This window comes from Actinoplanes sp. NPDC051388 (genome assembly GCF_055586225.1).
This window is the reverse complement of sequence record NZ_JBVJIP010000032.1, coordinates 20,449-42,688: the sequence shown is the minus strand read 5'-3', so window position 1 is coordinate 42,688 and position 22,240 is coordinate 20,449. Positions and strand designations below refer to the sequence as shown.

Below are 22,240 nucleotides of genomic sequence, written 5' to 3'. Positions count from 1 at the left end.
ATCGTGGAGGTTGCTCGATGCCGGACACCGACCAGACCCTCGTCGCGCTGACCGCCGACGGCGTGACCGCGCTGATCGACGTGAGTCACGGACGGCTGCCGGCGATCGTGCACTGGGGTCCGGCCCTGGCCGGACTGGACGCCGAGGTCGCCGGGGCTCTGGTCGCGGGCATGCACATGGTCGCCGGGTCGAACAACATCGAGCCGGTGCCGCGGATGCCGGTGCTGCCGGAGCACCACACCGGGTTCACCGGGCGACCGGGCCTGTCCGGGTCGTTCGACGGCATGGGCTGGTCGCCGCGGTTCCGGACGACCGAGGTGACGCTGGACGGACAGCCGGTCAGCGGCTTCGTCGCCGCCGGTCCCGGCCTGGTCGCGGTGACCGCCGCGGACGGCGACCTGCTCGGCCTGACCGTCGAGCTGGAGCTGCTGCCCACCGGTCTGCTGCGGGCCCGGGCCGCGGTCACCAACACCACCCCGGACGGCTACCGGGTGGACGACCTGGTGCTGGCCTTCCCGATCCCGGCCGAGGCGAACGAACTGCTCGACTTCGGCGGGCGGCACAACCTCGAGCGGGTCCCGCTGCGCGGCCGGCTCACCACCGGCACCCACCTGCGCGAGAACCGCAAGGGCCGGACCGGCGCGGACAGCGCCTATGTGCTGCACGCCGGCACGCCCGGGTTCGGCTTCGCGAGCGGCGACGTGTGGGCGGTGCACACCGCCTGGAGCGGCAACCACACGCACTACGCGGAGCGGGTGTTCACCGGCGAGCAGGTGCTCGGCGGCGGCGAGCTGCTGCTGCCCGGCGAGGTCGTGCTCGGCGCCGGCGAGACCTACCGCAGCCCGTGGCTCTACGGCTCGTACGGCGCCGGGCTGGACGAGGTGGCCCGCCGCTTCCACCGGCACCTGCGCGCCCGGGACCGGCAGGTCTCCAGCACCCGGCCGGTCACCCTGAACGTCTGGGAGGCGGTCTATTTCGAGCACGACGTGGAGCGGCTGATCGACCTGGCCGAGCGGGCCGCCGCGGCCGGCGTGGAGCGTTACGTGCTGGACGACGGCTGGTTCGGCGGGCGCCGCGACGAGCACGCCGGGCTGGGCGACTGGACGGTCTCCCCCGACGTCTGGCCGAACGGCCTGCACCCGCTGATCGACCGGGTCCGCAAGCTCGGCATGCAGTTCGGGCTCTGGTTCGAGCCGGAGATGGTCAACCCGGACTCCGACCTGGCCCGCGCGCACCCCGAGTGGATCATGGCGGCCCGCCCGGAGTGGCCGATCGAGTCCCGCAACCAGCAGGTGCTCAACCTCGGCATCCCGGAGGCCTTCGAGCACATCAGGACGGCCATCCTGGCGGTCCTCGACGAGTACGACATCGGCTACATCAAGTGGGACCACAACCGCGACCTGATCGAGGCCGGCGACCAGACCCGCGGCGGCCGGCCCGGCGTGCACGCGCAGACGCTGGCCTTCTATCGGCTCCTCGACGAGATCCGCGCCGCGCACCCGCGGCTGGAGATCGAGTCCTGCTCGTCCGGCGGCGCCCGGGTGGATCTGGGCGTGCTGGAGCGCACCGATCGGGTCTGGGTCTCGGACAACATCGATCCGCACGACCGGCAGTCGATGCTGCGCTGGACCACCCAGCTGATCCCGCCGGAGTTCATGGGCGCGCACATCGCCTCCGGCACCTCGCACACCACCGGACGCCGGCACACCCTCGGCTTCCGCGCGGCCACCGCCGTCTTCGGCCACCTGGGCATCGAGTGGGACCTGGCGAAGGCCACCGACGCCGAGTTCGAGGAGCTCGGCGTCTGGCTCGCGTTCTTCAAGGAGCAGCGCGACCTGCTGCTGGCCGGCGAACTGGTCCGGATGGACACCGCCGAAGAGAACATTTTCGTCCACGGCATCCTGGCGCCGGACCGATCCCGCGCGCTGATCTCGCTGGTCGCCCTGGACAGTGTCGCCCCCGACCCACCGGGCCGGTTGCGACTGCGTGGCCTGGACCCCACCCGCCACTACCGGATCCGGCCCGCCGGGCCCATCCCCGATGGTCTGCGACCCCCGCCCTGGTGGGGCCCCGACAACAGGGGCGTCGTGATCAGCGGCGCCGCCTTGGAGCACGCGGGACTCGCGTTCCCTCGCATCCAGCCCGATCAAGCGGTGCTCTGCCGAATCGACGCGACGGAGGGAGCAGAGCGCCACGAATGACTGCCGCCGGGCGCCCCCACCCACCGGGGACGGCCGACGACTGCACTGCGCAGTTACCGGCGAAGGAGAGAGATGGCCACGACGACGACGCAGGCCCCGGCGAAAACCGGGCCTGCGACCCCCCATCGGAGCAAGAAACGCGACGACACCCGGTTGGCTCTGCTGTTCATCCTGCCCGCTCTGATCGGCTTCCTGGTCTTCATGGTCTGGCCGACGCTGCGGGGCATCTACCTGAGCTTCACGAAGTTCAACCTGCTGACGCCGCCCGAGTTCAACGGCCTCGACAACTACATCCGGATGGTCCAGGACCCGGTCTTCTGGAACTCGATGCGGGTCACCATCTACTACGTCTTCGTGAACATCGTCATCCAGACCCTGGTGGCCCTGGTCATCGCGGTGATGATGCAGCGGCTCACCAAGCGCACCTGGCTGCGCGGCATCGTGCTGACGCCCTACCTGGTGTCCAACGTGGTGGCCGCGATGGTCTTCCTCTGGATCCTGGACTACCAGCTCGGCATCGGTAACAACATCATCGCGGCGATCGGGCTGGACCGGATCGCGTTCCTCTCCTCGGACACCTGGGTGATCCCGACGATCGCCCTGATCAACGTGTGGCGGCACGTCGGCTACACCGCGCTGCTGATCTTCGCCGGCCTGCAGACCATCCCGGAGACCATGTACGAGGCCGGCCGGATGGACGGCGCCAGCGAGCCCCGGATGTTCCGCAGCATCACCGTGCCCCTGCTGCGCCCGGTGCTGGCCCTGGTCCTGATCATCACCGTGGTCGGGTCGTTCCAGGTCTTCGACACGGTCGCGATCGCCACCCGCGGCGGACCGGTCGACTCCTCCCGGGTGCTGCAGTACTACATCTACGACGTCGCGTTCGGCCGCTTCCAGTTCGGCTACGCGTCGGCCATGTCGGTGGCGTTGCTGCTGGTGCTGGTCGTCATCACGTTCATCCAGTACCGGGTCACCCGGGCCGACACCAGCGATCTGAACTGAGGAGGGGACATGGCCACCACCACCACACCGCCGGTCGCCACGATCGGCGCGCCGGCACCGGAGCGCGTCGTCGAACCCCCGGAACCGAAGAAGTTCAGCATCGGCCGGGCCTTCGCCTGGGCCTTCATGATCCTGGTCATCCTGATCAGCGTCTTCCCCTTCTACTGGATGCTGCGCACCGCGCTGTCCAGCAACAACGCGCTCTACGCGGGCAGCGACAGCCTGCTGCCGGTGGACGCCTCCTCGGGCGGCTTCGCCCGGGTGTTCGGGCAGCAGACCGGCCAGGAGGCGATCGACGCCGGCGGCGCCGGGCAGCCGATCAACTTCTGGCGCTACCTCTTCAACTCGATCGTCGTGGCCACTCTGGTGACCGCCGGGCAGGTCTTCTTCTCGGCGATGGCGGCCTACGCGTTCGCCCGGCTCAAGTGGCGGCACCGGGAGCGGTGGTTCGCGTTCTTCCTGGGCGGGCTGATGATCCCGGCGATCTTCACGCTGCTGCCCAACTTCGTGCTGATCAAGCAGCTCGGGCTGGTCGACTCGCTGCTCGGCATCGCGCTGCCGACGATGCTGATGACACCGTTCGCGGTGTTCTTCCTCCGGCAGTTCTTCCTCGGCATCTCCGGCGAGGTGGAGGAGGCGGCGCTGATCGACGGCGCGTCCAAGGTGCGGGTGTTCTTCCGGCTGATCCTGCCGATGTCGGTCGCCCCGATCACCACGCTGGCGATCCTGACCTACATCACCGCCTGGAACGAGTACTTCTGGGCGCTGATGGTCAGCTACACCGACAGGTCGCGGGTGCTCACCGTGGCGCTCGGCGTGTTCAAGTCGCAGACCCCGCAGCAGGGGCCGGACTGGGCCGGCCTGATGGCGGCGACGCTGGTCGCGGCGCTGCCGATGCTGATCCTGTTCATGGTCTTCGCCAAACGCATCGTCAACTCCATCGGCTTCAGCGGGATCAAGTGAGGAGGCCCTGATGTTCCGCAACCTCAAGATCGGCGCGGTCGTGCTCGCGGCCGCCCTCGCGGTGACCGGCTGCGGCAGTGGCGGCACCGGCGGCAGGAACGGCGTCATCGAGTACTGGCTGTGGGACTCCGCCCAGCAGCCCGGCTACCAGAAGTGCGCGGACGCGTTCGCCGCGCAGAACCCCGGCCTGAGCGTGCACATCTCTCAGTACGGCTGGGACGACTACTGGTCGAAGATCACCGCCGGGTTCATCGCCGACACCGCGCCCGACGTCTTCACCGACCACCTCAACAAGTACGCGCAGTTCGTCGACCTCAAGGTGCTGCGGCCGCTGGACGACTACGCGGCCACCGCCGACATCCAGGACGCCGACTACCAGGAGGGTCTGGCCGCGCTCTGGAAGGGCCAGGACGGCAAGCGCTACGGCGCCCCGAAGGACTGGGACACCATCGCGACGTTCTTCAGCCGCAAAGCGCTGCAGGACGCCGGCATCAACGAGGCCGACCTGCAGACCCTGGCCTGGAACCCGACCGACGGCGGCACCTTCGAGAAGATGATCGCCCACCTGACCGTCGACGCGAACGGCAAGCGCGGCGACGAGCCGGGCTTCGACAAGGGCAACGTGAAGACCTACGGGCTGGGCTCCTCCGGCTCCGGGGGCAACGGCTGGGGGCAGACCCAGTGGTCGGCGTTCACCGGCAGCGCGGGCTGGCAGCCGCTGGACAAGAACCCGTGGGGCACCAAGTTCAACCTCGACGACCCCGCCCTCCAGGACACCCTGAAGTGGTACTTCGGCCTGGTGCAGAAGGGCTACATGCCGAGCTACGCGGAGATCGGGGGCGCCAACCCGATCAGTCCGGACAAGCAGATCCAGTCCGGCATCGCGGCGACCGCGCTGGGCGGCTCGTGGACGATCGGCACCTTCACCAACCTGACCGACGAGGCCGGCAACAAGCTGGACATCGGCATCGCGCCGACCCCGATCGGCCCGACCGGCAAGCGCGCGTCGATGTTCAACGGCCTGGCCGACTCCATCACCACGCTGTCGAAGCAGCCGGACAACGCGGCCAAGTGGGTCAAGTTCATGTCCGGCGCGGAGTGCCAGAACATCATCGGCGAGTCCGGGGTGGTCTTCCCGGCGCGGCCGGAGGGCACCGAGAAGGCGATCGCCTACAACAAGGCCGAGCGCAACCTCGACGTCACGCCGTTCACCGATCAGGTGAAGGAGAAGACGACGTTCCTGTTCCCGGTGACCACCAACGCGGCGGACATCACCGCGCTGATGCAGCCGCAGTTCGACAGCCTCTACATCGGCACCGCCGACCCGTCCTCGCTGAGCAAGTTCAACACCCAGCTCGACAAGCTCTTCGAGGTCGCTCAATAGGAGGAAAAACCGTTCGACGGTACGGCCGAGGGGGCCGTACCGTCGGCGGCATGCATCGCATGGTCAGCACGACGACGCCGGATCACCCCGGCGGCTGACGCGTTCACGTTTCACCCAGGCCCGGGGCGGTTGCCCCGGGCCTGTTCGTGTCTCCGGGGGCCGCCTGCGGGCGTACCCGAATGAAGGAGACCGTGATGATCGACCACCGCAAGCTCGGCCGCGAGCTCGAGCTCTTCTCGTCCGATCCGCTGGCCGGCGCCGGGCTGCCGATCTGGCTGCCGCACGGCGCGGCCGCCCGGCACGTCGTGGAGCAGCACATCCGCGAGGTCGAGCGGCGCCACGGCTACCAGCACGTGGTGTCGCCCCCGCTGGGCCGGCGCGAGCTGTTCCGCATCTCGCGGCATCTCGAGCACTTCGCCGACGACATGTTCCCCGCCATGGAACTGTCCGCCGACGACGAACTGATGCTGCGGCCCAGCCTGTGCCCGCACCACGCGCTCGTCTACCGAGCCCGCGGGCGTTCCTATCGTGAGCTGCCGCTGCGCATCGCCGAGCAGGGGCCGATGTTCCGGGCCGAGCGGTCCGGGGTGCTCGGCGGGCTGAGCCGGGTCCGGGTGATCTCGCTCAACGACGGCCACACCTTCTGCTCCGCCGATCAGGTGGTGGACGAGGTCGGCCGCGAGTTGCGCCTGATCGCGGCGGCGCACGCCGATCTCGGCGTGCGGGCGTCGAGCTTCCGGCTGTCCCTGCCCGACGAGTCGGGCAAGTTCATCGACGACCCCGGGATGTGGGCGCGGGCCGAGGCGGTGCTGCGGGCCGCACTCTCGCAGGCGGGCATCGACTATGCCGACGCGCCCGGCGAGGCCGCGTTCTACGGACCCAAGATCGACATCCAGGTACGCGACGACGCCGGCCGCGAGCAGACCCTCTCCACCGTGCAGATCGACTACGACAAACCGGCCCGCTTCGACCTGGAGTACGCGGCCTCGGACGGCTCCCGGCAGGTGCCCGTGATGATCCACCGCAGCCTGGTGGGCAGCATGGAACGCCTGTTCGCGCACCTGATCGAGGTGCACGCCGGCGCCTTCCCGGCCTGGTACGCCCCGGTCCAGCTCTCGATCGTCCCGATCTCCGGTGACCAGCTCGACGCGGCCTGGGAACTGCACCGGGCGGCCCTCGACGCGGGGCTGCGGCCCGAGGTCTCCGACGGCGCATCGCTGGGCGCCCGGATCCGGCAGAGCGCGGTCCGCAAGGTGCCCTATCTGGCGGTCATCGGCGAGCGCGAGGCGGCCGCCGGCGAGGTGTCGCTGCGGCTGCGCGACGGGCGTGAACTGCCACCCCGGCCGGTCGGCGCGGCCCTCGATCTGATCGGCAAGGTGGTGAGATCTCGATCTTCCGAGCTCCTCGAGTGAACCGTTGCGCCCCGATCGTCCGTAACAGGGGGCGTGACCAACCGCCTACGCCTGATCGCCGCCGGCACCCTGACCGTGGCCGCGGCCCTGCTCGTGTTCGTCGCGCTCGTCGTGCCGGACCAGCTCGGCCGCCTCAAGCCCGGCTACTGGGTGCCGGGGGCTTTCCTGCGGCTGCCGATCGAGGCCATCGTCGGCGCCGCCGTCCTGCTGATCGTGCCCGCCCGGCTGCGCAAGCCGGCCGCGCTGACCATCGGGGCCGGCATCGGATTCCTCACGCTGCTCAAGCTGATCAACATCGGCTTCCTCAGCGTGCTGGCCCGGCGGTTCGACCCGGTGCTGGACTGGCCGCTCTTCCGGGACGGCTACAACTACCTCACCGAGACATCCGGCACGCCGGTCGCGGTGGCGGCCGCGATCGGCGCGCCGGTGGCCGCGCTCGCCCTGATCGCGGTGATGGCTCTCGCGGTGCTGCGGCTCTCCTCGATCGCCGCCCGGCACCGCCGGGTCACCACCCGCGCGGTGCCCGCGGTGATCGCGGCCTGGGTGGCGCTGGCGCTGGTCGGCGTCACGCTGTTCCCGTTCAACCCGGTCGCCTCGGACACCACCGTGCGGCTGGCCGTGACCACCGTGCGCAACGTGCCGAAGGCGCTGCAGGACCAGCGGGCGTTCGCGGCCATGGCGGAGAACGACAAGTTCCGCGACCTGCCCGCCGAACAGCTGCTGCGCGGCCTGCTCGGCAAGGACGTGGTGATCGGCGTGGTGGAGAGCTACGGCCGGTCGGCGCTGGAGAACCCGAAGATGGCCGCCGTGGTCGAGCCGGCGCTGCAGACGATGGACTCCCAGCTGGCCGCCAAGGGCTTCGCCGCGCGCAGCGGCTGGCTGACCTCGTCCACCTACGGCGGCGGCAGCTGGCTGGCGCACTCCACCTTCCAGACCGGGCTGTGGATCGACAACCAGCAGCGCTACCGGCAGGCCACGGCGAGCAGCCGGACCAGCCTGACGAAGTCCTTCCAGCGCGCCGACTGGCACACCGTGGCGTTCGAGCCGGGCAACAAGCACACCTGGCCGGAGGCGGATTTCTACGGATACGACGAGGTGTGGGACTCCCGCAACCTCGGCTACCAGGGCCCGCAGTTCGGCTGGTCGTCGATGCCGGACCAGTACACGCTGTCGATGTTCCAGAAGTACGTCTACGGCAAGAAGGACCGCGAGCCGGTGATGGCCGAGGTCAGCCTGACCTCCAGCCACACCCCGTTCGCGCCGCTGCCGGAGATGGTGCCGTGGGACCAGGTCGGCGACGGCTCGATCTTCGGCCCGATGGCCGAGAACGGCACCAAGAAGTCCGAGATCTGGAAGTCGACCGGCAAGGTGCGCAGCGCGTACGCGCAGTCGGTGGCCTATTCGATGGACAGCTTGATGTCCTGGGCCACCACCTACGGCGACGACGACCTGGTCATGATCGTCTTCGGCGACCACCAGGCGGCGCCGACGGTGAGCGGCCAGGACGCCAGCCACGACGTGCCGATCTCGGTCATCGCCAAGGACCCGGCGGTGCTCGACCGGATCGCCGGCTGGAACTGGACCGAGGGCCTGCGCCCGGACGACGAAGCGCCGGTCTGGAAGATGGACTCCTTCCGCGACAAGTTCCTCACCACCTTCGCCGCGCCGAACGGCAACCGCACGCACTGACATTTGTTCAACCGCGCGACACCCGCATCGCATAGATTCGCATCGGTCAATCCGACCGGAACCCTTACCGATGCGGGAGTACGCATGCGAGGTCGCAGCAGGATCGCCCTGGGCGCCGCAGCCGTGTTGTGTGGCGTCGGCCTGGCCGCGCCGGCCCGGGCGGCGGTCAGCCCGGCACAACTGGCCCTGCGCTGGGCGCCGATCCATTACCAGGACGTGGACGCCACCGGCGGGCACGCGCTCGGCGGGAAGTCCGACTACATCGCCGGCATCGACTTCGACGGCGACCTGAACGCGCGCAACAACTGGGACCGCACCGGCGAGTCCGGGGTGTCGCTGGCGGCCAAGGTCTACTACTCGGTGGTCGAGACGAGCAGCCACTGGTATCTGACCTACTTCTTCTTCCACCCGCGGGACTGGGTGGATCACCCGTTCTTCGAGACCGAGCACGAGAACGACGGCGAGGGCGCGCTGTTCACCGTGGAGAAGGACGGGTCGGACTACGGGGTGCTGCGCTCGGCGGTGACCGTGGCACACAGCGACTTCTTCTCGTACGCGCCGGGCGGCAGCAGCTGGACCAACGGTCGCGAGACGATCGACGGGACGCTGCAGTTCCAGTCGTCGCCGCACGACTCCTTCCAGCACCCGGTGACCGCGCAGGAGGTGCAGGGACACGGGCTCAAGGCCTGGCCGCAGTACACCATCAACGGCGACGGCATCGTCTACTACCCGGCCACCACCGCCGAGACGCCGTCCGACGGCAACGACCGTGACGTGCGCTACCAGCTGGTGGACATCTTCGCGACCGGTGGGCTGTGGGCGCAGCGGGACAACCCGGGTCTGTTCGCCAACCTGGGCACCTTCGCCGGGGACACCTCGGGCGGCTGCGGTCAGGGCACCTTCTCCTGCGGCACCAACTCGGCGAACGCGCCGTGGGGCTGGGACGACGGCAACGACCTGCCGGCCCGGGGCGAGCTGGCCAGTGACCCGGCCAAGCTGGTCACCGAGTACTTCACCATCCCGGGCGGGGTCGCCCGCACGTACTCCTACAACCCCTACCGCAGCGAGGCCGCCGAGCTCGCCCGGCTGGACGAGGTCGCGCCGCGCAAGCGGGACTGACCTCGGCGTCGCCGCCGTGCGGGGCCCACCGGCTCCGCACGGCCGGCAGTCACTCGTCGCCGAGCTCGCCCAGGATGGTCCGCAGGATCTCCGGCGTCCGGTTGGGCGGCTCGGCCTCGATGAACAGCCGGCCCATGGCCGCCGCATATTGGTCCACGTCCTCGCGCTTGTCCAGATAGAGACCGCTGGTGAGGTGCTCGATGTAGACCACGTCGGGCACGTCGGAGTGCGCGAAACGCAGGATGCTGAAGGCCCCGCCGGCCGCCGCGTGGCCGCCGGACTTGAACGGCATCACCTGCAACCGCACGTTGCGCAGGCTGGTCATCGTGATCAGATGCTCGATCTGCTCGCGGAGGATCTCGATACCGCCGATCGGCCGGCGCAGCACCGCCTCGTCCAGCACGGCCCACAGCCGGGGCGGATTCTCCCTGGTCAGCAACTGCTGACGGGCCATCCGCAGCCCGGCCCGGCGGGCGATCTCCTCCTTCGCGGCGCGCCCGTGGCCGAGCATGATGACCGCGCGGGCATAGGCGTCGGTCTGCAGCAGCCCCGGCACGAACTGGATCTCGTAGGTCCTGATCAGCTCGGCGGCCGACTCGAGGTCGAGGTAGTTCTGGAACCAGGTGGTGAGCACGTCGCCATAGGCGTGCCACCAGCCCGGCGTGTTCGCCTCACGGGCCATCCCGAGCACCCGGGCGTGCTCGGCCTCGTCCTCGACGCCGTAGAGCCGCAGCAGGTCGGTGACGTCGCGCTCCTTGAACGCGACCCGGCCCAGCTCCATCCGGCTGATCTTCGACTCGGAGCCGCGGATCGCGTACCCCGCCGCGTCGCGGGTGATGCCCTTGGCCAGCCGCAGACTGCGCAGGCGCGCGCCGACCTGCATCCGCCGGACGGTGGGCCCGCCGTTCTCCTGTGCCGCGGCCACGTCAGCGCTGACGTCCGGCGGCGCCGTGCCGGTCGCTCGCATCACCGACGGCCCGGTCCAGGGTGGACTCGGACGGTGTCTCGGCTGCCACTGAAAGCTGTCCCTCGATCGGGTGAAGGATCTAGATCGGCGCAAGCATAAACCGACTCAGTAGGGTTTCCGCATCGGGCGGAAGGGAGATCCATGGCCGACCTGCGGCACGCCGTCGAGCGCGTTCCGGTCTCCGCTGGTCAACTGGCCGGGTGGCGGGGCATCAACACCGGCTCCGAGCTGCGGCTGTCGGGTTTCTGCCCGGCGTGCCGGCACCCGACCGACGCGCACGTCTCTTTGAGCCAGACCGGCCTGGAGGGCTTCGACGACGCGCCGGAGGCGACCCTGACCGTCTCGCTGGCGTGCGACTGCCACCGCCGGCACCCGGATCGGCCGCCCGGCCCGCCGGAGGGCTGCGGCCGCTCCTGGACGGCGGTCGCCGCGTCCGCGCCGGACGGCACCGTGCTGCTGCGGCCGTCCGACGATCCGCACCGGGCCGCCGCTGCCGACGCCTTGCGCCAGGCCCGCACCGGGCAGCTGGACCGCTTGCGGACCGCGGCGGAGAAGTGGATCGGCGGGATCTCTGCCCTGCTGGGGTTGCTCACGGTGGCCGGGCTCGGCCTGGGCGCCGAGCAGATCCGCAAGCTGGGCACGCCCGGGCGGATCGCGATCGCGGTCGCCGTGGCGGCGGCGGTGGCCCTGGCCGCGCTGGCCATCGTGCGGGCCTACCGCGCGGCGTACGGCTGGCCGGAGGAGCGCCCGGTCTCCGACGACGCCGAGCTCCTCTGCTGGTACGCCGCCCAGCAGGAGCTGCCCCGCCGCACCGCCGAACGGCTCCGCGGCGCGGCCCGGGCGGCCGGCGCGGCGCTGGCGGCGCTGATCGTGGCCGCCGGTCTGACCTGGTTCCTGCCGGTCGCCAAGCCGCCCGCTCCCCTGGTCAAGGTCACCGGCACGGACGACGCGGTGGTGTGCGGCACCCTGCTCGCGTCCACCGCGGACGGTCGGGTGCGGGTGCGCCGGGCCGACGACGGCGCGGTCGCCACGCTGCCGGCCGGCCAGGTGCGCCGGGCCGGGCCGGTCGACCGCTGCTAGCCGGGGATCCGCGCGGCGATCGGTCCGATCGGCACCGCCCGGTTGACCCGCGGGCGTTGCCACGACTCGTCGGTCACGTCGCCGGCCTGGTGCACGCCGATCAGCTCCCACGCCAGCGTGAAGCACGGCGAGCCGGACGAGCCCGCCTCGGTGTCGGCGGTGTGCTCGAACCGGTCGCCGGCCGGCCCGGCGACCTTGCCGAAGCGCATCTGCACCGGCCCGCCGCGCGGATGTTGCAGCACCACGATGTCCTCGCCGGCGCGGACCTCGGCGGCCGCCGGGAGGCCGATCCAGCCACGGGTGGCGGCGCCCGGCTCGCCGGCGCCGCCGAGCGGCTCCGCGCCGGGTTCGCCGTCCAGCCGCAGGAGGGCGAAGTCCAGGTCGTCCACCGGGGCGGACGCCACGTGCCAGTCGGGCGCGAGCTTCACCTCCGTGCCCGGGAAGATCTCCTCGCCGCCCGCGTCCTTCTTGTAGTCCAGGCGCAACCGCAGCGCGTCCGCCGCCGGCCCGCCACCGAACAGCCGGGCGACCACGTGCCGGCTGGTCAGGCACAGATCCGGGCCGACCAGGAAGCCGGTGCCCAGGGGGCGGCCGGCCGCCTCGATCCGGCCGACCTGTCCCTCCAGGACGCCGAGCCGGGCGCGCCACTGTGCCGGGTGGATCTCCGTGGGGTGGGCGCTGAGGATGCTCTCCAGCGCGGGGGCGCTCGCGGACAGTCCGCGGTCCTCGGCGACGGCGCGCAGGCCGGGATGGTCGGGGCGGGACTGCCGGGCCGCGACGACGAGGCGGTCCAGCCACCCCTCCGCGTGGGCGGCGCGGATCAGGTCGTACACGATGGTCTCGTAGTTGCCGGCCATCGTGATGCGCTCGCGGCGCTTCGAGAGGCGGTAGAAGAGCATCTCGTCGAGCCGCTGCGGCAGGAAGGCATCCATCAGGGCCTCGCTGAGCCGGCCGGCCAGGCGTCCGTCCACAGGGTCATCCTCGCATCGCCACGCACTGTCCTATAGTCGGGACCTCGGGTGGAGGAGGCGACCATCAGCGACCGTGCGGCAGCTCGCGCGCTCACCGGCGTTCAGCTGCGTGAGCTGCACGAGTCCGTGCTCGACGCCTTTCCCGACCGGCACGATCTCGAGCGCCTGTTCTTCTTCTCGCTCGACCGCCGGCTGGGCGACTATGTGGGCGACGACGGCATGCGCGTCGTGGTGCTGCGGATCCTCGAGGTGGCCAAGGCGGAGGCCTGGCTAGGGCTCCTCATCGACGCGGTGCTGGCCGACCGCCCGGCGAGCGCGCGGCTCGGGCGGTGGGCGCGGGCGTGCGGCTGGCAGCCGGCGGACACCGAGCCGCTGCCCGCACCGGACCAGCAGCTGCTCGACAGCACCTTCTTCGACCTGCGGCAGCTGCGCCGGCGCATCCGGGCCGCGCGCGACGCGGCCGACGGCAGCCGGGTGCTGGGCCTCGGCCTGCACGACACCGACCACCTGGTGATCCGCAAGGTGTGCACGTGGCTGCCGCACTGCCTGGGCGAGTCCGAGCTCAAGGACCCGCTGTCGCTGCGCCCCGATCTCGGCTCGGTCGACGCCCGGATCAAGCAGATCCTGGCCTATCTGCCCGACCTCGACTCGGTCAACGTGGTGTGCCCGATCCACGCCGACGGGGTGCGCGCCGCCGAGATCGCCCGGTTCTGGCAGGGCATGCGCCGGCACATCGGCGGGCAGCACGAGTTCTGGTTCGTCGCGGTCTTCAGCGGCTCGGTCGACGGCGGCACGGCGAGCCAGCACTACCCGGCGGAGATCGCGCCGCTCGACGCGCCGGTGATCGAGCGGCACGACCTGGACGACTGGGCCGAGGAGGTGGTGTCCCGGCTGCGCTGGCCGCCGCCGCTGGCCGGCGCGTGGACCCGGCTGATCATGCGGCAATGCTGGGACGGCACCCGCATCGACGTGCGCACGATGTTCGAGGTGATGGACCGGTCGATCCGCGACGTGCGGCATCGGCAGCCGGCGTTCCGGCGGCAACTCGAGGAGCTGATCTAGCGTGCAGACCCGCCATCGCGTCGACACCTCCACCTGGTTCGACCACACCGCCGAGCAGCCGGCCACCCGGTCGGTGGAGGACGTGAGCGGCGAGCAGATCGCCGCCTCCCACCCGCGCCTGCGCACCGTCGAGCGCGAGCCCTACCGGGTGGGCGCGGGGCTCGCGTCCGCGGTCAACCTGGCGATCAGCCTGGGCCGCCCGCTGCTGCTGCAGGGCGATCCGGGCGTCGGCAAGACCCGGCTGGCGCACGCGGTGGCCTTCGCGCTCGGCCTGCCGCTGGAGCAGGCCACGATCAAGTCCACCAGCCGGGGTCGCGATCTGCTCTACACCTATGACGCGGTCCGCCGCCTGCACGACGTGCAACTGCGCGGCCGGTGGCGCGGCGGCGACGTGCAGCGTTACATCCGGCTCGGGCCGCTCGGCCGGGTCATCGCGCGGGCCGCGCACGGCCGCCGGTCGGTGCTGCTGATCGACGAGATCGACAAGGCCGACCTGGACTTCCCCAACGACCTGCTGCACGAGCTCGACGCGCTGGAGTTCGAGATCGAGGAGGAGCCCGGCCGGCGTTACCGGGTGCCGCCCGGCAGCCCCGAGCTGCGGCCGATCATCGTGGTCACGAACAACGAGGAGAAGGCCCTGCCCGGCGCCTTCCTGCGACGCTGCATCTTCCACTACGTCGAGTTCCCGGCCACCCACGAGGACCTGGACGCGATCCTCGCCATGCACGGCGTCAGCCGCCCCGACCTGCGGGCCTCGGTGATCGAGGTGATCCAGCGGCTGCGCGAGATCGACTTCGCCAAGCGGCCCGGGCTCAGCGAGCTGCTCGACTGGGCGGGCTTCCTGCAGGCGATCGACACCCCGGCCGACGAGGTCAAGTCCCTGCCCTACAAGGAGGCCTTGCTCAAGCAGCGATCCGACCAGACGAGGGCGCTGGACCGCCTGGCCCGGCCATGACCAGCCCTCCCCCTGCCAGTCCGGCGTTCATCCACGACCTGGTGGTGCGTTTGCGGCGGCGCGGGCTGCCGATCGGCGTCGACGACTACGCCACCCTCCGCTCGGCGCTGAGCGCGGGCTTCGGCGTCGCCTCCACCGAAGACCTGAGAGACCTGTGCGTGGCCCTCTGGGCCACTTCGCGGGCCGAGCGCGAGACGATCACCGCGGCCTTCGCGAGCGGCAACACCCCTTCCTGGTACGCCGGGCCGACGCGCGAGCCTTCCGCCGGGACGCTCCCATTGCCGCACGACCCGCCCGCTCCCGACCCGGCCACCCCGCCCGCCACCACGCCGGCCTCGGCGGCGCCGCCACCCGGGGAAGCGGTGCGCCCGCTGCCGCCACCGGCCATCCACCGCTACCCCGGCGTGTCGATGCAGCCGCCCGGCACCGGCGAGTTCGACCCCTCGCTCGCCATCGCGCCACAGCACCCGCTGACCACCCGGGAGATCGCCCAGACCTGGCGCCGGTTGCGCCGCCCGGTGCGCACCGGCCCACCGTCCGAGCTCGACCTGGACGCCACCGTGGACGCCTACGCGCGCACCGGCCTGGCCCGCGGCCCGGTGCTGGTGCCGCCGCGGCGCAACACCGCGCGGCTGTTGCTGCTGGTCGACCGGCAGGGCTCGATGACACCGCACCACGGGTTCACCGACCACCTGTTGCGCGAGATCCGCAACGCCGGGCGGCTGGACGCGATCCGGGTGGCCTATTTCCGCAACCTGCCCGGCCGGACCGAGGACCAGGCCCTGCTGGAGGACCTGCCGGACCCGTTCACCCCGGAGATCGACCCGGTGCTGACCCGGGTCCGCCCGCGGGCCGCGTCTATGCCGACCCCGACCTGACCGAGCCGGCGCCGCTGCCCGCGGTGCTCTCGGACACCGCGCCGGGCACCGCGGCGGCGATCGTCAGCGACGCCGGCGCGGCCCGCGGCACGTTCCACACCGGCCGCCTGCTCAGCACGGTCGCCCTGGTCAAGGCCCTGCACGCGGTCGGCTGCACGGTGGCCTGGCTCAACCCGGCCGCACCGGCCCGCTGGCCTGGGAGCACGGCGGCGCAGATCGCCCGGCACGTGCCGATGTTCCCGCTCACCGCCGACGGCATGTACCGGGCGGTGGACGTGCTGCGCGGCCGCCCCCGCCCGACGGAACGCCCGGTATGAGCAACTGGACCGCCATGTCCCGGCAGACCTGGCTGCTCTACCAGGCCCGCGCCGAACTGACCCGCGGCGCGCTGGAGCTGGCCTGCCACGCCGCGGTCCCGGTGGCGCTGGACAGCGGCTTCCTGCACCTGCTGCGGATCAACTTCTTCCTGGACCCGCCGGACGCGCTGCCCTATGAGGTCGAGGCGGAGCTGCTCAACTCGTCGCTCTTCCACGAACTGGGCGACGGCCTCTACGAGGTGGAGAGTGAACTGCGCGACTGGCTGCTCTCCGGCCTGACGGCGGCCTATGGCCCGGACCGCCTGACGAAGATCGCGGTCCTCCTGGAGCAATACACGAACAGGGCGGAACCCTGGCCGCTGCGCGAACTGGACTACGCCCAGCGCCTGACCGCCCTGAGCATCGTCCGCCCCCGCGAGGCGGCCGAGTGGCTCGAAAGCGCGGCATCGGCGACGGACACGGCCGCGGACCCCCTGGCCAAGGAGTGGTTCATCACCATGCGGACCCACCTGGACAACCGCCCCGCCGACCTCGCTGATCAGGTCCGGTCGCTGCTGGCCGGCGGTGACGCGGCCGCGCTCGGGCAGATGGCGTTGCTGCCCGGTGCGGACGTCTACGCCATCGCCCGGCGTCTGCAGGATCTCGCGGCCGGGGGTGACGAGACCGCTGCCCAGGTGCTGAGCGCAGTGCGGGCCTCGGTGCCGGCGCCGACCCGCCCGGTGGATTCCCGGCGCCGGGCCACGGACGTGGTCGCCCTGTTGCCGTTGCTCGGCGTCGGTGGACTGACCCGCAGAGACCTGTCCTGGCTGCGCCGCCGCACACCGTCGAGCCGGCTCCGCGTGCCGATCGGCGTCGCCGTGCCGGGCGGGGAAACCGTCCACCTCGACCTGAAACCGGCCCCGGAGGGCGGTTCCGGGCCGCACGGGATGGTCATCGGCGCCACCGGCTCCGGCAAGTCGGAGCTGCTGCGCACCCTGGTCCTGGCGTTGGCGATCACCCACACGCCGGCCGAGGTGACCTTCGCCTTCATCGACTTCATGGGCGGATCCACCTTCGCCGGGCTGAGCCGGCTGCCGCACACGGTCGCCTCGATGACCGATGCGCCGGACCGGCAGGCCGGCGCCGACGACATGCTGAGCGCGATCAGCGACGAGCTGGTGCGCCGGCAGGATTTCCTGCGATCCCGGGGCAGCTTCGCCGACCTGCAGAGCTACGACCACGCCCGCACGCACCGGCCCGACCTCACCGCGCTGCCGGCTCTGCTGCTGGTCGTCGACGACGTCAACGAACTGCTCACCGCCCGGCCGGAGGCGTTCGACACCCTGCTGACGATCGGGCGGATCGGACACTCGCTCGGGGTCCACCTGCTGCTGGCCGGCCAGCGGTTGGAGACGGGCCGCTTGCGGCGGCTGCTGCCGCAGATCCATTACCGGATCGGCTTGCGGAACGACGCGATGGAGTCACAGGCTCTGGTCGGCGTGCCGGGCGCGGAGGATCTGCCCCGCGTGCCGGGCTTCGCCCTGCTCCAAAATGCGGAGGAGCCCTCCCGCATGTTGCGCGCCGCCTACGTCTCCGCCGTGCACCGCCGGGCCGGCCCGTCCTGGGACGATTTGCTGGACAGCTTCCCGCACCCGTCCGACGAGCGGGTCCTCGACTGGGCCGTCAACCGCCTCGTCGAGGCCGACCCGCCGGTCGAGAGGCTCTTCCCCTCATCCGCGCCGAAGCTCGGCGACCTGCTCGGGCCGGTCGCGACGATCGCCGGGCGCGGCCTCCAGGCGATCAACCCCTCGATGGCGGTGCCCGTCGCGGTGGGGGGTTCCACGGCGGCAACGGGCATCACGGTGTGGTCGGAGCACAACCTCCTCGTCACCGTTGCCGATTCCGCCGAGGCGTCGATCGTGTTGCAGACGTTCGTGACCGGTCTGGCGCTGACCCGGACGCCGACCGAGAACCGGATCTACTGCCTCGACCTCGTCGGCGGCGCGTTGCGCGAGGTCCGCGGCTTTCCGCAGGTCGGCGCGGTCGGAAGCCGAGAGGACGTGGCGATGATCTACCGCATCGTCGGACACGTCCGGGCCATCGTGCAGAGCCGGGCCTGGGACCACGCCCCCGGGCAGCAGGGGAACGTCGTGCTGGTGATCGACGGCTGGTCGTGGCTCCGCGCACACTTTCCCGACCTTCACCTCATCATCGCCGACCTGATCCGGCGCAGTTCCACTCTCGGTGTCCGCATCGCCATCGCCGACCCCGATCCGCCGCGCGACCTGACCGGCTTCTTCGGCACGATCGTCGGCTTCTCCTCCACGGTCCGGCGGCCCGACCGGATCATCCGGCCCGAGCTCAGCGCCCTGGACCTGCCGGAGATCGTCCGGCAGTCGGCCGCGGCCTGGGATCTGCCGCCGGTGCCGCCGCCGGTGGCGCCCGCCATGCCGCTGCCCTACGAAAGGCTCGTCACGGAGTCCAGCACGTCGCTGCGCCTGCGGATCGGTGTCGACCTGCTCGCCCTCAACCTGGACAGCGTCGACATCGACTTCACCAAGAACCCCCATCTGCTGGTGACCGGGGACCGGGGCTGCGGCAAGACCGCCGTGCTGCGGTCCCTGGCGACGACGATCGCTCAGAGGTTCACCTCGGAGGCGGTCCGGAGCATCATCATCGGGCCACACGGCGACCTGCTCGACCTGGTTCGGGTGCCGGTCTCCGTGCTGATCATCGGGGCCGGTCGCGAACAGATGCGCGGCGGCGGCATGCAGCGGAACGCGGCCGAGCAGATCAGCCGGCTGGCGCGGATCCTGACCGATCGGCTCCCGGGTCCGGGCGTCACCACCACGGAGCGGCTGAGCCGGACATGGTGGCAGGGTCCCGAGGTGTTCGTGCTGGTGGACGACTACGACAAGCTCGCCGGCAGCGACTCCCCGCTGGCGCCGCTCCTCGAGCTCCTGCCGCAGGCCTACGACATCGGCCTGCATCTGATCGTGGCGTGCAAGGGCGGGAGCAATCCGCGCTCCGACCCGTTCCTCGCCCGCATGCAGGACCTCCACGCAACGCGTCTGGTGATGTCCGCACCGCCGGAGGCCGGCGACAGCGGCGATGTGCCTTGGCGCAGCCGGCTGCCGGCCGGCCTGGGCCGGCTGATCGATCAGGACGAAGGCGTCCGGATGATCCAGGTCGGCTATCTGCCGGGCTACGACTCGCTGCGCGCGTAGCCGGCCAGCCACCGCCGGCCGACCTCGTTGAACGGTTCCTCCTTCGCTGCCACCGCGGTTATCAGGCGGTCGGCGGAGGCTCGGGCGCCCGCGATGATCTCCGGCGGGTAGCCGTAGCGGATCTGGTGTTCCTCGAACTCGTCCTCGTCGTCCAGCAGCACCCGGCCGTCCGACCGGACCCGCAGCACATCAAGATCCAGATCCACCGCCGTCACCACGTCGCCGGTGATGAGCGGCTGGTCGGTGATGTCGACATACAGGTCCAGGGTTGACGGGCCGTCGGCGTTGAAGGCGGCCACATACCAGCCATCAGACGGGATCAACTGGACGAAATCGTGCGTCTGCAGGACCGGCTCCTCGTCGCCGCGCTGCAGCCAGATGCCCTGGCGGGCGCCGAACCACGTGCCGAAACCATCTTCGCCGAGGCGCTCCATCCGATAGGTCCAGTGCTTCTTGCCACCCCACTTGGTGAATCGCATCTCCGCCACCAGGGAAGATTACGTGGCCGTGGCGACTTGGCATTCGATGGAGACTCGTAGGAGGAGAAATGGCCGACCGACCGGTTCTGAAGCCCAGCCCGGAGCACCCGATCACCGTCACCCCGAACGGCTCGCGCATCGTCGTCACGGTGGCCGGCAAGGTCGTCGCGGAGACCCGCCGGGCGCTGACCCTGCGGGAGGCGACCTACCCGCCGGTGCAGTACATCCCGATCGAGGACGTGGACCGCAGCCTGCTGGAACGCACCGAGACGCACACCTACTGCCCGTTCAAGGGCGAGGCGAGCTACTACTCGATCCCGCTGGGCGGTGCACGCTCGACCGACGCGATCTGGGTCTACGAGCAGCCGCACGACGCGGTCGCCGAGATCAAGGATCACGTCGCCTTCTACCCCGACCGGGTGGACGCGATCGACGTCGAATAGACGTGCGACGAGGGGGCGCCCGGAGGACGCCCCCTCGTCAAAAGGGGAAAGCTATGCGGCGGGCGTGCCCACGACCTTGACGTCGCGGGCCCGGCCGATGTTGTCGAACGAGCCGAAACCGACCCGGCCGGCACCGAAGGTGGTGTCCCGGGCGGTCATCAGCGGGTCCTTGTTCCCGTCCACGTAGACCGCGATCTCACCGGTGGCCGCGAGGTGCTTGACCTTGACGTCGTGCCACTTGGCGTCGACGATCGCCGGGTTCGCGCCGCGGGAGCGGCCGTTCCACTGGAACTCGATGCGCTCACGGTCGGCGTTGTTGACCTTGAAGATGCCGTTGTGCGGATAGATGGTGTTGTCGGTCGACAGGTGCGCGTAATAGAACTGCGTGTCCGACTGCCAGCCGAAGACGATGATCACGTCCCGGTTGGTGATCTCCACCGGGGTGTCGAGGCGCACGTTCGCGCTGATCTCCACCGATGACATCACCGGGCCGGCGGTGAGGATCGCGTACTCGAAGGGGCGCCGCGGGCCGGGCCGCTGGGCGCCGGCCTCGGCCAGGATGATCTGGTCGCCGGTGAACTTCCACTTCGACGGGGTCACCGGGCGCCAGTTGGTGGGTCGCATGGTGTCGGCCACGCGGGTGGTGCCGGGCGAGCCGGCCGCGAAGTTCCTGGTCCCGGTCACCTTCCAGATCTTGCCATTGGCCTTCGCCAGGATGTAGAGCTCGCCCTGGGCGTCGGTGCCGAACCGCAGGTCGACCCGGGCCGCGGGACCGACCGAGCCGGGCGCGGAGAGGTCCTGCATGCGGACCGCGGTGCCGGCCTCGTTGAAGAGGTGCAGCCGGTGCAGGGTGGCGGGCTCGGCGCCGCGCTTCATCTCGGACACCTCGGTGTAGAAGACCCAGCCGTTCACCAGGTCGCCGAAGATGTACTTGCCGCGCAGCTGCGGGATGTCCCGGCCGCGATAGACGAAGCCGCCGGCCACCGCCACGCCGACGTCGGAGGTGCAGTTCCAGTCGGCCGCCGGGTTGTGGTCGTACTCGGCCACCGGGTACGTGTAACCGGCGTCGTCGGCCGGCAGCGGGAAGAGCCGGTCGCAGGGCGTCGCCGGGGTCTTGTCGAAGACGTACCGGCCCTCGCGCTCGCTCCAGCCCATGTTGTCGCCGGCCCGGACCTCGTAGATCGCCTCGTTCGAGTGCTCGCCGATGTGGCCCAGATAGAGCCGCCCGGTGGCCCGGTCCCAGCTGAACCGGTGCGGGTCGCGGAACCCGTACGCGAAGATCTCGCCCAGCTTGCCGGCCTGCCCGACGAACGGGTTGTCCACCGGGATGCCGTACTTGCCGTTCGGGCTGTTGGTGCCGCGCGGGTCGATCCGGAGCAGCTTGCCGTGCGGCATCGCCAGGTTCTGCGGATCAGTGTTGTTCACGCCGAGGCCGCCGTCGCCGACCGCCAGATAGAGATTGCCGTAGTCCCGGTCACCACGTTTCGCGGTCGGGTTGAAGTTGATCTCCTGGATGCCGTGGATGCGGCCGCCGAAGCCGATCCGCAGCACCTCGCGGCGGGTGCCGCTGAAGGTGTCCGCGGCCGGATCGGTCGCGGTCCACTCGTTGATGATGCCGTGGAACTGGGTGTTCGGCTGCGCGTAGTCCGGCACCGCGGTGGTCTGCGAGGCCTGCTCGGTGTGGATGGTGTAGAACCGGCCGGTGCGCTTGAACTCCGGGTCGAACGTGACGTACCCGAAGCCCTGACCCAGGCCCATGCCGGAGAAGAACTGCGGCGCGAAGGTGGCCGCCACGTCGAGATAGACGTGCGGCACGCCGTTCTCCACCAGGTAGAGCTTGCCGTTCAGGTCGGGAACCGCCCGGCGCCCCGAGTCGTCGGGCAGTTCCATGATCGTGTTGATCCGGGCGATCCGGTCGAGCCGCGGATCGGTCGGTGTCGGGTTGCCGAAGGTCTGCGGGAACTGCGCGTACTCGGAGAGCACGAGGCCGAGCTTGGAGGTCTCCGGTTCGGTGGGCACCGGGTCGTACACGGCGCCGTCCGCCGCATATGCGGGCACGCCGACCAATGTGGACAGAAGTATGGCACCGGCGAAGAGAGCGAATCTACGCAT

At 70.9% G+C, this 22,240-nt stretch carries 18 protein-coding genes; 14 read left to right on the top strand and 4 right to left on the bottom strand.

The annotated features are described in order from the left end of the window. Nucleotides 1–17 precede the first annotated feature (17 nt). From ACZ6TI_RS46160 to ACZ6TI_RS46130, 7 genes are all read left to right on the top strand, one after another. The gene (locus ACZ6TI_RS46160; protein ID WP_465351664.1) at nucleotides 18–2,201 is read left to right on the top strand and encodes an alpha-galactosidase; all 2,184 of its coding nucleotides are present in this window, start codon (nucleotides 18–20) and stop codon (nucleotides 2,199–2,201) included. A gap of 72 nt (nucleotides 2,202–2,273) precedes the next feature. Beyond that, nucleotides 2,274–3,203 carry a carbohydrate ABC transporter permease gene (locus tag ACZ6TI_RS46155; RefSeq protein ID WP_465351663.1) on the top strand — a complete coding sequence of 310 codons (930 nt, stop codon included), beginning with the start codon at nucleotides 2,274–2,276 and terminating at the stop codon, nucleotides 3,201–3,203. A 9-nt stretch (nucleotides 3,204–3,212) separates the two neighbouring features. Further along, a complete protein-coding gene (locus ACZ6TI_RS46150) occupies nucleotides 3,213–4,166 on the top strand; it encodes a carbohydrate ABC transporter permease (RefSeq protein WP_465351662.1) in 954 nt (317 codons plus the stop codon). Between the two features lie 10 nt (nucleotides 4,167–4,176). Next, nucleotides 4,177–5,550 carry an ABC transporter substrate-binding protein gene (locus tag ACZ6TI_RS46145; RefSeq protein WP_465351661.1) on the top strand — a complete coding sequence of 458 codons (1,374 nt, stop codon included), beginning with the start codon at nucleotides 4,177–4,179 and terminating at the stop codon, nucleotides 5,548–5,550. Nucleotides 5,551–5,729: 179 nt separating this feature from the next. Then, nucleotides 5,730–6,962: a threonine--tRNA ligase gene (gene thrS / locus ACZ6TI_RS46140; protein ID WP_465351660.1), complete on the top strand. Its 1,233-nt coding sequence runs from the start codon at nucleotides 5,730–5,732 to the stop codon at nucleotides 6,960–6,962. Between the two features lie 33 nt (nucleotides 6,963–6,995). Further along, the gene (locus tag ACZ6TI_RS46135) at nucleotides 6,996–8,651 is read left to right on the top strand and encodes an alkaline phosphatase family protein (RefSeq protein ID WP_465351659.1); all 1,656 of its coding nucleotides are present in this window, start codon (nucleotides 6,996–6,998) and stop codon (nucleotides 8,649–8,651) included. Nucleotides 8,652–8,735: 84 nt separating this feature from the next. Continuing rightward, complete coding sequence (locus ACZ6TI_RS46130) at nucleotides 8,736–9,770, top strand: hypothetical protein (protein WP_465351658.1); 1,035 nt, start codon at nucleotides 8,736–8,738, stop codon at nucleotides 9,768–9,770. Nucleotides 9,771–9,819: 49 nt separating this feature from the next. Here ACZ6TI_RS46130 and ACZ6TI_RS46125 read toward each other — a convergent pair whose 3' ends face one another. Next, nucleotides 9,820–10,653, bottom strand: a complete 834-nt coding sequence (locus tag ACZ6TI_RS46125) for a helix-turn-helix domain-containing protein (RefSeq protein ID WP_465351717.1) — start codon at nucleotides 10,651–10,653, stop codon at nucleotides 9,820–9,822. Between the two features lie 225 nt (nucleotides 10,654–10,878). Here ACZ6TI_RS46125 and ACZ6TI_RS46120 point away from each other — a divergent pair, with 225 nt between their 5' ends. Continuing rightward, on the top strand, nucleotides 10,879–11,817 hold the full coding sequence (locus ACZ6TI_RS46120) for a hypothetical protein (protein WP_465351657.1): 939 nt from the start codon (nucleotides 10,879–10,881) through the stop codon (nucleotides 11,815–11,817). On the opposite strand, the gene ACZ6TI_RS46115 is transcribed toward ACZ6TI_RS46120, so the two are convergent. Further along, on the bottom strand, nucleotides 11,814–12,788 hold the full coding sequence (locus ACZ6TI_RS46115) for a trypsin-like peptidase domain-containing protein (protein WP_465351656.1): 975 nt from the start codon (nucleotides 12,786–12,788) through the stop codon (nucleotides 11,814–11,816). The genes ACZ6TI_RS46120 and ACZ6TI_RS46115 overlap by 4 nt on opposite strands. Nucleotides 12,789–12,836: 48 nt before the next feature. Between ACZ6TI_RS46115 and ACZ6TI_RS46110 the strand changes: the two genes are divergently transcribed. The 5 genes from ACZ6TI_RS46110 to ACZ6TI_RS46090 are packed head-to-tail and all read left to right on the top strand — an operon-like array spanning nucleotide 12,837 to nucleotide 19,206. Next, nucleotides 12,837–13,850 carry an effector-associated domain EAD1-containing protein gene (locus ACZ6TI_RS46110; protein ID WP_465351655.1) on the top strand — a complete coding sequence of 338 codons (1,014 nt, stop codon included), beginning with the start codon at nucleotides 12,837–12,839 and terminating at the stop codon, nucleotides 13,848–13,850. A 1-nt stretch (nucleotide 13,851) separates the two neighbouring features. Further along, nucleotides 13,852–14,805 carry an AAA family ATPase gene (locus ACZ6TI_RS46105; RefSeq protein WP_465351654.1) on the top strand — a complete coding sequence of 318 codons (954 nt, stop codon included), beginning with the start codon at nucleotides 13,852–13,854 and terminating at the stop codon, nucleotides 14,803–14,805. Beyond that, the gene (locus ACZ6TI_RS46100; protein ID WP_465351653.1) at nucleotides 14,802–15,683 is read left to right on the top strand and encodes a hypothetical protein; all 882 of its coding nucleotides are present in this window, start codon (nucleotides 14,802–14,804) and stop codon (nucleotides 15,681–15,683) included. The genes ACZ6TI_RS46105 and ACZ6TI_RS46100 overlap by 4 nt, the downstream gene beginning before the upstream one ends. A 23-nt stretch (nucleotides 15,684–15,706) precedes the next feature. Then, nucleotides 15,707–16,000: a hypothetical protein gene (locus ACZ6TI_RS46095; RefSeq protein ID WP_465351652.1), complete on the top strand. Its 294-nt coding sequence runs from the start codon at nucleotides 15,707–15,709 to the stop codon at nucleotides 15,998–16,000. Next, a complete protein-coding gene (locus ACZ6TI_RS46090) occupies nucleotides 15,997–19,206 on the top strand; it encodes an FtsK/SpoIIIE domain-containing protein (RefSeq protein ID WP_465351651.1) in 3,210 nt (1,069 codons plus the stop codon). Before ACZ6TI_RS46095 ends, ACZ6TI_RS46090 begins: the two co-directional genes overlap by 4 nt. On the opposite strand, the gene ACZ6TI_RS46085 is transcribed toward ACZ6TI_RS46090, so the two are convergent. Continuing rightward, nucleotides 19,185–19,685 (bottom strand): DUF402 domain-containing protein, encoded by a 501-nt coding sequence (locus ACZ6TI_RS46085; RefSeq protein ID WP_465351716.1) that lies wholly within the window; start codon nucleotides 19,683–19,685, stop codon nucleotides 19,185–19,187. The genes ACZ6TI_RS46090 and ACZ6TI_RS46085 overlap by 22 nt on opposite strands. 68 nt (nucleotides 19,686–19,753) lie before the next feature. On the opposite strand from ACZ6TI_RS46085, the gene ACZ6TI_RS46080 reads away from it, so the two are divergent. Further along, on the top strand, nucleotides 19,754–20,128 hold the full coding sequence (locus ACZ6TI_RS46080) for a DUF427 domain-containing protein (RefSeq protein WP_465351650.1): 375 nt from the start codon (nucleotides 19,754–19,756) through the stop codon (nucleotides 20,126–20,128). Nucleotides 20,129–20,179: 51 nt separating this feature from the next. On the opposite strand, the gene ACZ6TI_RS46075 is transcribed toward ACZ6TI_RS46080, so the two are convergent. Further along, nucleotides 20,180–22,240: a PQQ-dependent sugar dehydrogenase gene (locus ACZ6TI_RS46075; RefSeq protein WP_465351649.1), complete on the bottom strand. Its 2,061-nt coding sequence runs from the start codon at nucleotides 22,238–22,240 to the stop codon at nucleotides 20,180–20,182.